Origin of the sequence: Brevibacterium oceani, assembly GCF_013623835.1 — a bacterium.
Taxonomy (GTDB): domain Bacteria; phylum Actinomycetota; class Actinomycetes; order Actinomycetales; family Brevibacteriaceae; genus Brevibacterium; species Brevibacterium oceani.
In genome coordinates, this window is the sequence record NZ_JABKDE010000008.1 from 1 (window position 1) to 14,728 (window position 14,728).

A 14,728-nucleotide genomic window follows, 5' to 3' on the forward strand; every position below is an offset into this window, starting at 1 on the left:
AACGAGATTCGCCGCCTCGATCCGGTATTCCGGGGTGTAAGAGCGACGCTGTCGCTTCTGATCTGACATATTGAACATCCTTCCAGCAGGACTGCGAATCCCGCTAACTTGGGTGTCCACTCTTCGAGGGTAGCCTCAGAGATGGACATCTCAGTTGCGGCGAGTCCGTTGGTTTCCCGGCGCTCGACAGTGCCATCACCGGTCACCTGGACGCTGGTGACGGGTATGCATCGAGGAGTTTCTGATAGCAATAATTGGTAGAGCCGTCGCTCGCAGCTCGCTGAAAGTCTTAACATCTCAATGCGGCCTACTCGCCGAACGAGGGAACGCTCTCTGGAGAGCTCGACAATCGATCGAGCTCTCCGAAGATCGGATCCCACTCTACGATGAGAAGATTCTCCACGATGCCATGCTGCCAGAATGGATCGGAGGCCAGGTACTGGCGAAGCTCCGATTCATCCACGGCTTGCATCACGAGCCATCCCTGTCGAATATCGGTTCCCACTGAGGGTCCGGAAGCGATGATCGTCCCGGCGGCGACATGCTCGCGTACCCATTCAACATGAGGACCGACCCATTCTTGCCACCCGGCCTCGTCGGGGTGGTCTAACCTCACAATGAAAATGCTCATGTCTTTCTCCTTTTCATTATTTGGGCGAATCTTCGTACAGTTAAACACCGTCAAGAGAGTCATCGAAGACTTCTCGAGCGCGTTCTATTTCGGATAAGTGGTCGTCTGCCCACGCCAGGAGCACATCGATAGGGTCGCGGAGAGTTTTGCCCAGCGGCGTGATTCGGTAGATGACGGCTACTGGACGTGTTGAGACGATCTCGCGCCCGACCACTCCGTTTCGTTCCAGACGCCTCAGTGTTGCCGTCAGAGACTTCTGCGACACCTGAGGGATAGCGCGGCGAAGCTCATTGAAGCGGCTGGGACGTTCGCACAGTTCGTTCAGCACACTCAGCGACCATTTGTCGAGGACTTGGTCGAGAAGCTCGCGGTGCGGAGCATCGATCCGCAGTTCGTCACTCCCCTCAACTGACGTCGCTTGGTCAGGGAAACTATCCGTCACGGGTCGCCAATCCTCTCGGCTCAGTACAAATTTCGTGCAGTTCGGCTAACGAGCCGAAGTACGTCACCTTGTGCTGGCTCACGATCCAGTTGTACTCAATCTAGTCGGAGTAGCGAACCAGACAGTCGTGGAATGGCCGAACTTGTTCCATGCTAGCAAGCCCTGTTCTGGCGAGCTTGAAATCGGTGGCTGCGCTACTGTTGGCCGCCTCCCACTGTTTTCGGCAGGTTGAATGCAGCGATGCCTGAGATCAACGCGGCAGCCATGAGGAGCAACGCCGGCGATCGAGGGTCTCCCGTTTCGTTGACGATCCACTGCGCGACAAACGAAATGGCCCCACCGAGCAGACTCACAGTCACCCCGTACGCCACAGCAGTCACTACCCCCCTTCGCGCGACCCCGGCGAGCGTTCCGTATACAACCGGGGTGGAGGAGGCGTATAACGCCGGCAAACCGGAGACGAGTGCGACGCATACGACGATGACTCCCATGGATCCGGATTCGCCACTTGCAACAATTCGGTCCCATAGGGGCCAGGCGACGAGCAACGTACCGGCTGAGGAGAGCAGAAGCACTCGACGCGCGCCGATCCGATTGGACAAGAGACCACCGCTGATGACTGCAACGACCCCCACGACCAATGCGACGACGATGACCGTCGTGCTTTCGAACAATCCGAGGCCGAGTTGGGCGAGAAGCGATTGCATGTATGTATAGGTCATGTAGAAGCCGATCGTGTGCAATACAGCCACGCCTGCGATGAGGAAGATCTCTCGTCCGTGGTGCCAGAAGCTTTTGCTCGTCGGGTCTATGGTTGTCGCAGTTCGAATCGGAGGGTCTTCCCCTTCGCGCGCCTCGATCTTAACTTCTTCAAATTCAGGTGTCTCACCAAGCTGAGCCCGCAAGTAGAGTCCGATGGCTCCGAGCGGAAGACCCAGCAGGAAGGGCACGCGCCAGCCCCAGTCATGCATCTGATCTGGACTGAGGTTCGCGCTGAGCCCGACGACGACCAGTGCAGCCAGGAGCAAACCGACAACGCTTCCCACCTGCACACGACTCGCCATTTCAGGACGCCGATGAGCAGGAGCGAACTCCGTCGCGTAGATGACAGCAGTTGTGTATTCGCCCCCGACCATCAGTCCTTGAGTGACACGCAAGAGCACCAAGAGGACCGTAGCTGAGATTCCCATGCTCTCTGGTGTCGGCAGAAGACCGATCAGCCCGGTCATCACTGACATACCCACGACGGTGACGACGAGCACGGGCTTGCGACCAAGTCGGTCTGTGAGAATGCCGAAGAAGACAGATCCAAGCGGCCGGACGAGAAATGCTGTGCCAAAGACGGCAAACGTGGACAGGAGCGCTGCCGTCGACGACTCCTTCGGGAAGAACACTGATGCCAAAACCGTGGCTAGGAAGCCGAACGAAGCGTACTCGTAAGTTTCGATGGTGTTGCCGACTGCTGCGGCCACACTGGCACGTGAGGTCCGGCGCTGTCTTTGCAGGTTGATCTCGGGAAAAGCCATAGTGCGGGTTCCTTTCGGCTGACTGATGCCCTCGCCGATGAGGACGATTTCAAGAGTAGAGTCCAACGCCGGGTTTTGCAAGCATGCTTATATGCATGCTTGCATAGCCCGTCGATCACACCCGCTCCACGCCTCGCCGCGCTGATGTAGCGCCCGAGCACACCCCACCCCTATGCTCAATGTGTGTCTAAAGATAAAGAATCCACCGAACCATACGACGAGGACCTGACGTATCTCGTCGACGCCGTCTTTCGTCTCGAACGAGCCACGGCAAAGATTGGCAGCCTGCGGCTCGCGCCATGGAAACTGACCCTTTCTGGGTATGCGGCCTTGCGCGTCCTCGACAGCCGCCCCCACCTGTCATTGGCTCAATTGTCCCGGCGCTGCTTCGTCAAACCTCAGACAATGACGCGCATTGTCACCAACCTCGTCAAACTCGGCTACCTCGATCGCGCCGTGAGCCCAAACAATGAACGCGCCATGTCTTTGACTCTTACCGACCACGGCCGGTCGACACTTCGCGACATGGATGTCGAGGTTCTCAAGGTCAACGATGCCATCGCGAAGAATCTCGACGGCATCGACCTCTCCGTCATGGTGAGCGCCCTGCGCGACAGCGCCCGCGCCGTCGAGGCTGACATTCAGGAGCTCGAACAACCCCGAATGTAAGCATGCTTGCATAACTATCCGGTCGGCGTTAACGTATAAGCATGCTGACAAATAAAAGGGTGGAGCAGCCGCCCCGAAGAGCAACCGACCAGGCCTTCCACCGAAACGTGCTTGGCCACTACCCTGCCGGTGTCGTCGGAATCACTGGACGAGCAGCCGACGGCTCACCAGTGGGTATGGTCGCCACGTCTTTCACTTCTGTCTCACTCGATCCTCCGTTGGTGGCCTTCATGCCGATGAAGACCTCGACGACGTTCGCAGCGCTCCGTGAATCCGGAAGCTTCTGCGTCAACGTCCTCGCCGCCGGCCAGGAAGGAATCTCTCGACAATTGGCGGTCAAGGGTGGCGACAAGTTCCACGGGGTCGATTGGCGGACAGAACAGACAGGTGCCCCGGTGCTTCACGGCGCGGTCGCTTGGATCGACTGCACGATCGTTTCGGTGCATGACGAAGGCGACCACTATATTGTTGTCGGTCACGTTGAGGATCTCGCAATCGATCGATCCTCGTCGCCTCTCCTGTACTTCCAGGGAGGATACGGCAGAGTTTCCTCGCCGTCGCTGACTGCCAGTGGTGAGACCGATCTGATTAGTCACTTGCGCGTCGTCGATGCCGTCCGAGAAGAAATGGTCGAAACTTCACACGCTGTCGGCGGCGAAGTCGTGGCCACGGCGCTGCTGCGCAATGAGATCGTCGCCCTTGCCACCAGTGGGCACCCAGATCCAGACAGGCTCCCAACTCGGATAGGCCAGCGCATGCCGTATACCCCTCCTTTGGGGGCTGCTTTCGCGGCGTGGTCGGAACCAGCGGAGTGGATCCGCCAAGTACCAGGCGCACAGAGGGAGTACGCCGCTTCACTGGTCGAGCGAGTTCGAGAACGAGGCTGGTCGGCAAGCCTGAGCGACGGAACACCCTTTTCGGATTTGGAACGCGCCCTCGCCAAGCTACCTCTCACCGGCCCTGGCGGTGATGAGATCGCCGAGGTAGAACAGATGCTGGATCCGAGCAGTCCACTCTACGAACCCGACCTGCACAGCGATTTCGGCGCGGGCAACCACGCTCCACCATTACGCACCGTAGCGGTCCCGGTGCTGGACACCAATGAAACTGCACAGGTCGTCTTCACCGCATATGGACTCCCACCCACCACAACGACGGATGACCTGAAGCTCATCGTCAACCGACTCCAGACGCTCGCGGCACTTGCGAGCGAAGTCATCAACCCAAAGGACGCATCATGACTGAGATCTTCACAGGAGCCCAGCCGCTAGTCGGCGGTGAAATCGACCCCGAGGCATTTCACGACAGAATCGACGCCCTCGACAAATCAGACGTAGTCGATCGAGTCCTCATCGGATATTCTTCTGTCTGGCCCCATAACCACGCGGTTGTCCCCTATGCGCTGGGACGCACATCTCACTTCTCCCCCATCCTCGCCCACCGTCCCGGAGTGATGCCGCCAACAGCGGCGGCCCGATACTTCGCGTCGCTCGACGTAGTGTCTCGAGGTCGGCTTGCTATCAACGTGGTTGTCGGCGGAAGCGATAAGGATCTGCAGAGAGAGGGAGACTCACTGCCGAAGGCCGATCGGTATCGGCGAGCTACCGAGTATCTCGACGTCGTTCGGCGTTCCTGGACAAGCGTCGAACCTTTTGACCACGAAGGCGAGTTCTATTCGGCCTCCGGAGTCTCCCTGCAGACCCGCCCTTACCAAGGACAGGTTCCCATCTTCATGGGTGGAGACAGCGACGATGCCGTCGAGTTCGGAGCAAAGCACGCTGACCTCTACATGCTGTGGGGCGAGCCGCTGGCGGGTACTGAGGAACGGATCAAGCGGGTCAACCGAGCAGCCGAAGAACACCATCGGAACATGCGATACTCAATCAACCTCCGCCTCTTCGTTGCAGAGACCGATGAGCTAGCTTGGCAGCTGGCCCGCGCCGCGGAACACGAGATCAGCGAAGCACAAGGCACAAATCGGTTTCTGCGGTCGTCAAAGGGCGACACATCCGTCGGCCGCCAGCGCGCACTTGCGTTGACCGATGAAGAGCTCCATGATGACTGCTTCTGGACCGGTCTCACTAAGCTCTTGGGTGGCTTCGCGAACTCACAGGCACTGGTTGGCTCCTACGATCGGGTGTACTCCACTCTGAAGAGCTACCGTGAGCTTGGAATCGATGCCTTTTTGTTCACCACCGGCGTCGAGGCAGCGTGGGATCCATCAATCGAGGAATTCGTCTCCGCAGTCAAGAAAGGCCTATGACAGATGCCGTCAACGAAGACGCTGAGCACGAACAACCGCAGACTCAATGACCTCGGCGGGGGCACTGTCGGTGGGCTCATCGCACGCAGAGCAGCCGGCCACCCTGACAAATCGGCCATCGTGACTCCAACCGGATCCATGACGTACGGTGAACTCGACCTCACCGCCTCCAGAGTCGCAGCAGGCCTCACTGGACTCGGCTTAGAAGTCGGCGACAGCGTCGCCATTCTGATGCGAAACCGCATCGAGTGGATCGCCGCATGGGCCGGTGCGGCTCGCTGCGGGTTCGTCTGCGTACCAGTCAACACTGCGTATAAGGGCACGTTCCTCCTCCACGCACTGCAGCTAACATCTGCCCGAGTAATTATCACCGAACCGGCGTTTCTGCCCGCGCTCGAGGAAGTCACAGCTGAGCTCGCACACCCTGTGCACGTCGTCTGTATCAATTCTTCCGAACCAGCAACTGCACCGATGGAGAACGACTCGTCCGTTCCGAGAGTGATTGGGTGGAGTGACCTGGAGAAGCAAGCTGATGCAGACTATTCTGCGCCTGAGCTGAATCCGCACGATGTGGCCATGATCGCCCTGACCTCAGGTACTACTGGTCGTAGCAAGGGCGTGGTGTGCCCGCACCAGATGCTCACCGTCGCCGCACGGGAGAACGTCGAAGCGATGGAGACTCAAAGTTGGGACAGACTGTACACGTGCCTGCCCCTGTTCCACGGCGCGGCTCTGCTCAACATCACGCTCCACGGCATCTACGCAGGAGCTGCCGTTGTCATCGGAGATCGCTTCAGCGCCAGCCGATTGTGGACAGATGTGAAGGCCAATGGCATCACGATGTTCAACGCCCTGGGCTCTGTGCTTCCCATGCTCCTGGCCCAACCACCTCGTGCGGATGATCGCAACAATCCCGTCCGCAAAGTCTTTGCCGCCCCGGCTCCGCCAGAAGTCCTCATGCCGTTCGAAGACCGATTCGATCTTCACATCGTGGAAGGCTACGGTCTCAGCGAAATCAAGAACGTCACGTACAACCCCCTCACCGGTCGAAAGATCGGATCAATCGGCAAGCCCACCAGAACCACCGAACTCCAGATTCAAAGCGAGAACGGAGAGCCGCTGGCACCGGGCGCAGTTGGTGAGATCGTCTACCGGCCACGAACCTCAGGCGTCATGTACACCCACTACCTCGCCGACCCCGAGGCGACCATTGCATCAATGCGCGACCTGTGGTGGCGAACCGGCGACTTGGGGTATGCCGACGACGACGGCTTCTACTACTTCGTCGACAGAAAGAAGGATGCTCTGCGTCGCCGAGGCGAGAACATCTCCTCTTACGAAGTCGAGTCGGTGCTGCTGTCGTTCCCCGGCATCACCGAGGCAGCAGCGGTGGGCACGCCCTCTGAGCTCGGTGAGGACGAAGTTCTGGCGGTGATCGGAACCGATAACCCCGACAATCTCAATTTGGATGCACTGTACGAGCATTGTGATCAACGACTCCCCCACTTCATGGTGCCACGTTACTTTCGAGTGCTCGCGGACCTCCCGCGTACTCCCACCGGCAAGATCCGCAAGGCCGAGCTGCGGTCCGGAGGAGTTACCGATCTGACATGGGATTCGCACGCCGCCGGTCGCAAACCAACCCGAGTGATCTGAGGATCTGACCATGAACTCTGATAACAATCCAGTGACATCGCCACTTACCAAATCGGCAAGCGAAGGGCCATCGACGGACGTTCGGCTGAAAGACATCGCGCCCCGGCTCGGCTGTCAGGCCCACACAGTCCCAACGCCCATTAAGGTCGAACTCATCGACCGGCTGAGCGCCGCAGGAATTCAAGCCATTGAAGCGACCTCGTTCGTCCGCCACGATCTCGTACCGGGTCTAGCCGATGCCGAGCAGGTGATGCAACGCGTCGACCGCTCCTACGGAACTCAATGGCACTGCTGTGTCGGCAACGAACGCGGCCTCACCCGAGCAATCGACGCTGGAGTCGACTATGCCTGGTTCCTGTTGTCAGCAGATGAGGGGTTCTCTAAAGCCAACACGGGGATGACGACGAGAGATTCCATTGAGCAGCTTGCAAAACTAAGGAGAATCGCAGCAGGCTCCGGCGTCACGCTCGGCACGTACCTGATCTTTGCTTGGGGCGGACCCAGCGGCCCACCCCGAGGCCCTGAACTCATCAACAACATGGCACCGATGCTCTCCGACGCGGGAGTGAGTGAGTGGATTCTCGCAGACTCGAGCGGCTACGCCTCTCCGCTGCAAATGACACAGCTGATCACCACCGCTTTAGAACACAACGTCGCGGATCGTATCACTGTTCAGGTCCACGACGGACGTGGGATGGGAGTAGCAAATGCGGTCGAGCTAGCCCGACTTGGGATCGCCAACATCGATGTCTCCCTAGGCGGGTCCGGAGGGCATCCGGCCATGCCGAACTACCCAGGAGGCGGCACCTGCAGCGAAGACGTCGTCCAGATTCTCGAACGCATGGGTGTAAGAACCGGGATCGACCTTTCATCCTTGATCGAGACTTCCAGGTGGTGGGCAGATGAGGTCGGCGTGCCTTCACCAGGTTTCAGTCGCCACATCGGCCCCGTCCCCAATGCCTCAAACGAAAGACCGTCCGCAGACTTCACTTGGCAGTCTCCGGCCTCAGTCGGAAAGGCAGGATAACGCTATGCCCGCAAAGACCACCACGTTGACACTCACCGAGGCGCGGAAACTCGCGGCCGATGCACTGCGGTCTGCAGGATTGCCTGACGCCGACATAGCAATCACGGTCGATCACCTCATCGACTGCGAGTTGCGCGGCCTGGCCTACGGAGGGCTAGCTCGAGCAGTATCCATCGCAGAAAGAATCGCTTCCTCACCCGCACCTGGAGAAATCTCAGTCATACGACGCACTGGACTGTCCGCAACCCTCGACGGAGCAGACAGAATCGGCTACATCGTTGCTCAACAAGCGACCGAACTCGCACTGGAACTCGTGGCTGAGACCGGGCTCTGCATCGTCGGGGCGAACAACACCTGGTACACAGGCATGTTCAGTTGGTATCTGGAGCAGGTAACGCACGCAGGGTACGTCGGTATGGCTGCCGGCAACGCTGGAACTTTCGTGGCACCATACGGCTCCACCGAGGGGCTGCTGGGGACCAATCCGATCGGATTCGGATTCCCAAGCTCCGAGGACCCGGTCATCTGGGACATCGGCACCTCTGCGCTGGTGCATGCAGAAGTCAAACTGGCTGAAAGACAAGGCCGAGACCTCCCTACCGGAGTGGCGTGGGCGGCAGACGGCACACCCACAACATCGCCGAGTGAGGCATTAGAAGGAGCACTGGCGACCTGGGGCGGACACCGAGGATCCGGACTTTCCCTTGGCATTCATCTGCTGGGGATGATGGCCGGGTCCCCAGCAATACCAACGCAGACCATAGGCGATCTCGGATTCCTCCTCATCCTCATCGACCCGCAACTGTTGGGAGACCGCGCCGAATACATTCGCAATGTCGCCGAGCACGCGGATCGAATACGTAACGCACGACCGGAGCATGACGAGTCACCTGTCAGGGTGCCGTTCGACAGGTCGCGCAGACAGCGCGAAGCCGCGCGGGAACGGGGCTCAATCGACGTCGACAGCGTCGTTGTCGAAGCTCTGAAGAGTCTGGTCGATTAGTTGAAGTCTAGATCCCCGAGACGCTACAGCCTCGTTGCCAGTTCAAGTGAGGTCGCGGCACCACTCTCGGCACAAACGAATATCTTGACGCCGCCTTATGACATGCATGATGGAGCTAAGAGCCTTCGTGAATACTTGCGATGCTCCGCACCGAGGTTCAAAGCAGCTCTTACGAACAGACCATCGGACGAGAGCCAGCGCGGTGCACCTCACGCCGCGTCTCAAGATACAGAAAGATCGATCCTTGTCCAGATTTCTCCTGACTGCGCTGTTCATTGAGTGTTTCGAAAAGGCCTTCGGAGTATCGTTGCCGAAACTACGTCTCCTTGCAGTATCCACGGGTGACCAGGCTTCAATAGAGGACACCGTCTCTCAAGAAGGAGCTCACCAATGTCAGTGCACCGCTTCACCCCTGAAGGCCTCCAGCCTCACACACCTTATGATCATGTCGCCATCGCCTCGGGAAGCCGACAAATCTTTATCAGTGGCCAGATCTCTCGCGATAGCGAAGGAAATCACGTTGGCGGTGACGACCTCTCTGCCCAGGTTGAGCAAGTGCTTCGCAACACCGCCCACGCCCTCGAGGGGGCAAATGCTTCATTCGGGGATGTGGTACGCCTGACCTTCTACGTCACACGATGGTCCCCCGACCAAATCAATGCGTTCATGACAGGTGTCGAACGCGTCGCTGACGAACTGGCGATTCCGCTACCGCTACCACCTGCCTCGCTGATCGGCGTCGACTACCTCTTCGAGCCTGAGGTAAGAGTCGAACTCGAAACGACCGCAGTCCTCCCATAGTCCACGCCGACATCAAAAAGGTGCGTCGGTACCTCGCCACCGGGAGACCGACGCACCTGCAGTACAAACAGTTGAAGGCGATTTCAGCGGATGTGCCTCCGACTCGACCTCAGATTCCCATGACGATGCCACGGCCGGAGGCAGCAACTATCCCCTCACCGTGCACAACAGCTTCGGGGACGTCACGATCGAGAGGAAGCCCGAGCGTGTGGCGACTCTCGGGTACGCAGACCTTGCGCTCGCCTCGTCGATGGGATCCGAAATCGTCCTCGCCCCTGAGTTTTTCTCCTCCGTGTCCGGCGGTGACACAGAGAAATCGCTGCCCTATATCGATTCGCTGCCTGCCGAGACCGAATGGCTCAACCCGATGAGCATCGATGTCGAACAGGTCGCCGCAGCCGAACCCGATGTCATCCTCGCGACCGCTGCCTTCTCCCTCGACGAGAATATCTACAGCCAGCTCAACGACATCGCCCCGGTCGTCAGCTATGAGGAGGGCCTCTATCAGGCATCGAGCGAGGCTTCGTCTCAGCGCATCGGCGAAGTACTCGGAGAGGAAGAGATGGCCGAACAACTCATCACTGACGCCAACGACGCTGTCGCTCAAGTCAAGCAGGATCTGCCAAATCTCGACGGGGGCACCTTCCTTTATGGGCAGGCTCGTGATGATGTCGCGGCGATGCTCGTGGATAAGGAGAATGTCACTGCCCGCTTCATGCTCGGACTCGGCATGGAAGCGCTGCCGGCAGTCGCAGAGTTGGGAGGGAAGGGGTCCGTACCCGGAGCAGTCGACATAAGCCTGGAGCAGGCCGATCTGTTCAACGACGCCGGGGTGATGTTCATGACCTACCAATCCGACGCGGCCAAGACGGCCTTCGAGTCGAACCCGATCATTGCCGAGCAGCCGATCATGGACGATCGCTACGTTCCTGTCGGGCTCGAGGCGGCGACCGCCTTGCAGGACCCCAACGTGGTCTCCGTGCCGTGGCTGCTCGATGAGATCCGTCCCGGACTCGAGAAGGTTCCCGAGAACTGAAGTCAGCGGTGTCCGCACCACCGAGGCCCGTTTCGTGCTCAGTTCACCCCAGCACGAGTCGACGACACGTGTCCGACAGGCCAGCAGCGGCCTCGGCGAGCAGGGATTCTTCCGAATCCTTACCCGCACGGACGTACCGTCCGGTGAAAGCATCCAGCGTCCCCGAAGCAAGCGCCAGCGCCAGGTCGGTGACCTGCTCGGGTGAGGTCCAGTCATCGCCTTCACGGAAATCGTGCACGGGCATGGACTTCGTCATCGCGGTCTCGACGACACCGGGAGCCATCTCGAAGATCCGCAACCCGTTCTCGTGCCCGAAGTGCACGACCGAATCGGCGAGACGGAACAGCGACGCCTTCGACGCCGAGTACACCGCATACGCCGGAGTTCCCTGCGCCCCGGACCCCGAGTTGAGGTCGATGATGCGGCTGGGACGACCGGTCGCCTCGGCGGAATCGATGAGCACCGGGGCGAACGTGTTCACCATGAGTGCTACACCGAGGACGTTCGCATCGACGACGCCCTTGATGGCTCCGGGGTCCGCCTCCCACAGCGGGCCTTCGGTCGACTCGATGCGGCCGGCGTTGTTGATGAGCACCTGCATGCGACGGCCTGTCTCGGACTCGAGCCCGGCGACCAAGTCGCGGAAAGCCTTCACCGAGTCGATGTCGTCGGTGCGCAGCCCGGTTCCGGTGACCGCTCCCCCGGCGGCGTCGAGGATCTCCGCCGCTGCGGTCTCGGCCTTCTCCGCCGAGGTGGCCGTGACGACCACGTGATACCCGGCCTTCGCGAACGCCTCCGACAGGTGGCGTCCGATGCCACGGGCACCGCCGGTGATGACGGCGATCGTCTCGGCGGGGACCGCGGTCGCCTCGGATGCGTTGTCGCCCGTGGGCAAGGTGGTTCCGTAGGGCAGCTTCTCTGACATGGTCACGGCTCCTCGGTGGTGCTCAGGTACGGATGATCAGGTGTCGCGGTGTGCGGTGCGGATGTTCAATGCCGCGGGGGCTTGCCGCGGCTCTCGGGCCGGGTACAACAGAGCCCGGTCGAACCACTGTAGCGGTCGATCGGGCTCTGTAACGCACTCGTATCAGCTGCGAACTTCGGCGCCGTGACGCTCAGTAGCCAACTTCGTCGCCGCCTCACGCATCGCCGATGCCTCATCGGCCTTGAGCGTGCGGTCCGGGGCGCGGAACGTCAGGCGGAACGCCAGCGACTTCTTGCCCTCGGGCAGCTGGTCACCGGTGTATCGGTCGAAGGTCTCGAGCAGTTCAAGCTCCTCTCCCGCACCCTCACGCAACGTCGCCGCCAGCGTCTGAGTCGGCAGTTCGGCATCGACGATGAGAGCGACGTCCTGGCGGGACACCGGATAGGTCGACAGGGCACCGTCCCAGGCTCGCAGGTCGTCTTGGGCCAGCAGCGCATCCAGGTCGATCTCGAAGGCGACGGTCCTGGCGGGCAGGCCGAGGTTCTCGCAGACCTTCGGGTGCAGCTCACCCGCATGGCCGAGTACCTGACCATCGGCGAGGACGAACTTCGCCGCCCGCCCCGGATGCCACGGAGCGATCTGATCGGCCTCGACGGTGACTTCGAGTCCGTTCGTTTCAGCGATCCGGCGGACGGTGTCGATGACGTCGGCGGCCTCGGCCTTGCGGCCCTTGCCCCAGACTCCGGGCATCTCCGCATTCCCGGAGATGATGCCCGCGTAGTGGTAGGGCTGGTGCGGCACCGATGCGTAGATCTTTTCCAGCTCGTCATCGCTCGGGTGGTATCCGGGCAGGTGACGCGGTCCGGGCCCCTCAGGCAGGCCCGCCGAGGTGGACACGAGTCCGGCCTCGAACAGTGCGACGTCCTTCGCCCCGCGGCCCTGGTTGCGAACCACGAGGTCGACGAGTGTCGAGAGCAGGTTGGTGCGCATGAGCGGCAGGTCTTCGGACATCGGGTTGGCCAGGCGCACGTGCTTGCGACGCACATCATCGGCCTCGAGCCGCAGCTGATCGTCCCGTTTGTCGTTCGTGAACGGGTAGGACAGCACCTCGGTGAATCCGTCGGCGGCCAGCAGGTTCGAGACACGGCGACGCGTCTTCTGCGCGACCGTCAGTCCGTTGCCGGCCCGAGCGGCGGGCTGAACGGACGGAATCCGGTCATAGCCGCCGGTGCGGGCGACTTCCTCGATGAGGTCAACGTCGTCGGTGATGTCCGTGCGCCAGCTTGGCACGGTCACCGTTACAGTCTCCTCGTCTTTGGCGGTCACGGTCGCGCCGATGCCCTCAAGAAGTGAGGTCACCTCGTCAATCGAGTAATCGATGCCGACTAGCGAAGCGACACGAGCGACCTTGAGGTCGAGCACCTTCGGCTCGGGAGCCTGACCGACCTGCGTGGTGGCGGGGCTGAGTGTGCCGCCGCCGAGTTCGACGAGCAGGTCCGCGCAGCGCCGGGCCGCCACGGGAGCAAGCTTCGGGTCGACTCCGCGCTCGAAACGACGCGAGGCCTCCGAGGACAACTTGTGGCGACGCGAGGTGCGGGCAATCGAGATCGGGTCGAAGTGTGCGGCCTCGATGACGACGTCGGTCGTCTGGTCGTTGACCTCAACGTCGGCGCCGCCCATGACGCCAGCCAGGCCGATGATCTTCCCGCCCTTTCCGCTGGGTCCGTCCCCGCGGTCGGTGATGAGCAGATCCTCGGGATCGAGCTTGCGCTCGACATCGTCAAGCGTCGTGAACTTCTCCCCCGCACTCGCACGGCGCACGACGATCTCGTCGCCGAGCAGCGAAGTGTCGTAGGCGTGCAGAGGCTGGCCGAGTTCGAGCATGACGTAGTTCGTGACGTCCACGGTCAGGCTGATCGGACGCATTCCCGCCTGCTGCAGGCGACGCTGCATCCAGAACGGAGTCTTCGCGGCCGGATCCAGCCCGGTGATCTGAAGAGCGGTGAACTGGTCACAGCCGGCCACCTCGTTGATGGGGTTGTTGTCCTCGATCGCAACCGGGAATCCATCGTCGGTGGCAGCGTTGGTGGGAGCCACCTCGGCGGATCCGATATCGGTGAAAGTCTGACCCTTCATTTGCGCGTATTCGCGTCCGATGCCGCGCATCGACAGCTGGTAGCCGCGGTCGGGGGTGACGTTGACGTCGAGGGTGACCTGGTCAAGGCCGAGCAGCGCGATCGCGTCATCGCCAGGCTCACCGGACAATCCCAAATCCGACAGCACGATGATGCCGGAGTGATCCTCGCCGAGGCCGAGCTCCTTGGCCGAGCAGATCATGCCGTCGGACTTGTGACCGTAGGTCTTGCGCGCAGCGATGGCGAAGTCACCGGGCAGAACGGCTCCGGGCAGGCAGGCGACGATGAGGTCGCCGGGCACGAAGTTGTGCGCACCGCAGATGATGCCGCGGCTGGGCGCTTCGGGGCCGGGCTGGGGGTCCTTCGGGTCGTCGAGATCCTCGTTGTGTTCGGGGCCGACGTCGACGCGGCACCAGTTGACGGTCTTACCGTTCGAGTGCTCTTCCTTGACGAGTTCGAGTACGCGACCGACGACGAGGGGGCCGGTGATCTCGGGTCCGAAGAAGTCCTCTTCCTCGAGACCAATAGCCGCGAATTCGGCGGCGAGGGCATGGGGATCGGTCTCGGCTGGGAGATCGACATAGTCGGCCAGCCAGTTCAGTGGGACGCGCATA

At 60.8% G+C, this 14,728-nt stretch carries 13 protein-coding genes; 8 read left to right on the forward strand and 5 right to left on the reverse strand.

Annotated elements, in window-relative coordinates:
* Window positions 1-307: 307 nt before the first annotated feature.
* From HK401_RS16245 to HK401_RS16255, 3 genes are all read right to left on the reverse strand, one after another.
* Window positions 308-631, reverse strand: a complete 324-nt coding sequence (locus tag HK401_RS16245) for a YciI family protein (RefSeq protein ID WP_181275710.1) — start codon at window positions 629-631, stop codon at window positions 308-310.
* 40 nt (window positions 632-671) lie between these two features.
* The gene (locus HK401_RS16250) at window positions 672-1,073 is read right to left on the reverse strand and encodes a winged helix-turn-helix transcriptional regulator (RefSeq protein WP_181275711.1); all 402 of its coding nucleotides are present in this window, start codon (window positions 1,071-1,073) and stop codon (window positions 672-674) included.
* A gap of 194 nt (window positions 1,074-1,267) precedes the next feature.
* Window positions 1,268-2,599 carry an MFS transporter gene (locus HK401_RS16255; RefSeq protein ID WP_181275712.1) on the reverse strand — a complete coding sequence of 444 codons (1,332 nt, stop codon included), beginning with the start codon at window positions 2,597-2,599 and terminating at the stop codon, window positions 1,268-1,270.
* 183 nt (window positions 2,600-2,782) lie between these two features.
* On the opposite strand from HK401_RS16255, the gene HK401_RS16260 reads away from it, so the two are divergent.
* The 8 genes from HK401_RS16260 (at window position 2,783) to HK401_RS16295 (ending at window position 11,054) form a co-directional block, all read left to right on the forward strand.
* On the forward strand, window positions 2,783-3,268 hold the full coding sequence (locus tag HK401_RS16260; protein ID WP_219922023.1) for a MarR family winged helix-turn-helix transcriptional regulator: 486 nt from the start codon (window positions 2,783-2,785) through the stop codon (window positions 3,266-3,268).
* A 41-nt stretch (window positions 3,269-3,309) separates the two neighbouring features.
* Entirely contained in the window at window positions 3,310-4,509 is a 1,200-nt protein-coding gene (locus HK401_RS16265; protein WP_181275713.1) for a flavin reductase, read from the forward strand.
* Window positions 4,506-5,531 (forward strand): LLM class flavin-dependent oxidoreductase, encoded by a 1,026-nt coding sequence (locus tag HK401_RS16270; RefSeq protein ID WP_181275714.1) that lies wholly within the window; start codon window positions 4,506-4,508, stop codon window positions 5,529-5,531. The genes HK401_RS16265 and HK401_RS16270 overlap by 4 nt, the downstream gene beginning before the upstream one ends.
* Window positions 5,532-5,534: 3 nt before the next feature.
* Window positions 5,535-7,187, forward strand: coding sequence for an AMP-binding protein (locus tag HK401_RS16275; protein WP_181275715.1), 1,653 nt, complete (start codon window positions 5,535-5,537; stop codon window positions 7,185-7,187).
* Between the two features lie 10 nt (window positions 7,188-7,197).
* A complete protein-coding gene (locus tag HK401_RS16280) occupies window positions 7,198-8,214 on the forward strand; it encodes a hydroxymethylglutaryl-CoA lyase-like TIM-barrel protein (protein WP_181275716.1) in 1,017 nt (338 codons plus the stop codon).
* A gap of 4 nt (window positions 8,215-8,218) precedes the next feature.
* Window positions 8,219-9,217, forward strand: coding sequence for an Ldh family oxidoreductase (locus tag HK401_RS16285; protein WP_181275717.1), 999 nt, complete (start codon window positions 8,219-8,221; stop codon window positions 9,215-9,217).
* A gap of 390 nt (window positions 9,218-9,607) precedes the next feature.
* A complete protein-coding gene (locus HK401_RS16290) occupies window positions 9,608-10,018 on the forward strand; it encodes a RidA family protein (protein WP_181275718.1) in 411 nt (136 codons plus the stop codon).
* A gap of 160 nt (window positions 10,019-10,178) precedes the next feature.
* Window positions 10,179-11,054 carry an ABC transporter substrate-binding protein gene (locus HK401_RS16295; RefSeq protein ID WP_181275719.1) on the forward strand — a complete coding sequence of 292 codons (876 nt, stop codon included), beginning with the start codon at window positions 10,179-10,181 and terminating at the stop codon, window positions 11,052-11,054.
* 43 nt (window positions 11,055-11,097) lie between these two features.
* On the opposite strand, the gene HK401_RS16300 is transcribed toward HK401_RS16295, so the two are convergent.
* Together HK401_RS16300 and pheT are read right to left on the reverse strand one after the other, a co-directional pair.
* The gene (locus tag HK401_RS16300; protein WP_181275720.1) at window positions 11,098-11,979 is read right to left on the reverse strand and encodes an SDR family NAD(P)-dependent oxidoreductase; all 882 of its coding nucleotides are present in this window, start codon (window positions 11,977-11,979) and stop codon (window positions 11,098-11,100) included.
* A gap of 162 nt (window positions 11,980-12,141) precedes the next feature.
* Window positions 12,142-14,727, reverse strand: a complete 2,586-nt coding sequence (gene pheT / locus HK401_RS16305; RefSeq protein WP_181275721.1) for a phenylalanine--tRNA ligase subunit beta — start codon at window positions 14,725-14,727, stop codon at window positions 12,142-12,144.
* Window position 14,728: the final 1 nt, after the last annotated feature.

Bases quoted from the DNA above. Each gene is read 5' to 3' on its own strand.
- HK401_RS16270 (WP_181275714.1), top strand. From the start codon at position 4,506: ATGACTGAGATCTTCACAGGAGCCCAGCCGCTAGTCGGCGGTGAAATC.
- HK401_RS16275 (WP_181275715.1), top strand. From the start codon at position 5,535: ATGCCGTCAACGAAGACGCTGAGCACGAACAACCGCAGACTCAATGAC.
- HK401_RS16300 (WP_181275720.1), bottom strand. From the start codon at position 11,979: ATGTCAGAGAAGCTGCCCTACGGAACCACCTTGCCCACGGGCGACAAC.
- pheT (WP_181275721.1), bottom strand. From the start codon at position 14,727: ATGCGCGTCCCACTGAACTGGCTGGCCGACTATGTCGATCTCCCAGCC.
- HK401_RS16285 (WP_181275717.1), top strand. From the start codon at position 8,219: ATGCCCGCAAAGACCACCACGTTGACACTCACCGAGGCGCGGAAACTC.
- HK401_RS16265 (WP_181275713.1), top strand. From the start codon at position 3,310: ATGCTGACAAATAAAAGGGTGGAGCAGCCGCCCCGAAGAGCAACCGAC.
- HK401_RS16255 (WP_181275712.1), bottom strand. From the start codon at position 2,599: ATGGCTTTTCCCGAGATCAACCTGCAAAGACAGCGCCGGACCTCACGT.
- HK401_RS16245 (WP_181275710.1), bottom strand. From the start codon at position 631: ATGAGCATTTTCATTGTGAGGTTAGACCACCCCGACGAGGCCGGGTGG.
- HK401_RS16280 (WP_181275716.1), top strand. From the start codon at position 7,198: ATGAACTCTGATAACAATCCAGTGACATCGCCACTTACCAAATCGGCA.
- HK401_RS16290 (WP_181275718.1), top strand. From the start codon at position 9,608: ATGTCAGTGCACCGCTTCACCCCTGAAGGCCTCCAGCCTCACACACCT.